1 protein-coding gene is annotated in these 587 nt (G+C 36.1%); it reads left to right on the forward strand.

Annotated features, from left to right (window positions below):
• Positions 1-587 (forward strand): RNA-guided endonuclease InsQ/TnpB family protein (locus M595_RS28385; protein ID WP_023069987.1); only part of this gene is annotated, 587 nt, incomplete at both ends.

The following is a 587-nucleotide window of genomic DNA, read 5'->3' on the forward strand; positions in this document are numbered from 1 at the left end:
TGTGTACGGTGGTATTGGAATTTTGCCTTAAATGCCTGTATTCAGCACTATCAAGAAACTGGGAAAAGTTTAAAGTTAGCAACCTATAAAGGGATGCTCCCTCAACTCAAAAAGGAATATCTTTGGCTCAAGGAAGATTGTTATTCATCGGTTCTTCAATGTGTAGCAATTAACCTAGACAGAGCCTATAAAAACTTTTTTAAAGGACAAGCTAAATTCCCTAGATTCAAGTCTAAACACCATAAGCAATCAATCCAATATCCCCAGAGTGTTACTGTCAAGGATGAATATCTAAAAGTCCCCAAGATTGGTGAAGTCAAAGCAGTATTTCACAGAGAAGTTACAAGGAAGATTAAAACGGTAACAATCTCTAAATCTTCAACTGATAAATATTTTGCTTCAATTTTGTGTGAAGTTGAAGTAACTGACGTTAAACAGTTGGGAGATCAAATTATTGGTATTGATTTAGGGCTGAAAGATTTCGCAATTGTTCACGATGGAGAGCGGGTAACTAAATATGCTAACCCCAAGCATTTAAACCGCCACCAAAAGAATTTAGCCCTCAAACAGAAAAAACTTTCTCGAAA

It is taken from the genome of Lyngbya aestuarii BL J (genome assembly GCF_000478195.2).
In the GTDB taxonomy this organism is placed as follows: Bacteria; Cyanobacteriota; Cyanobacteriia; order Cyanobacteriales; family Microcoleaceae; genus Capilliphycus; species Capilliphycus aestuarii.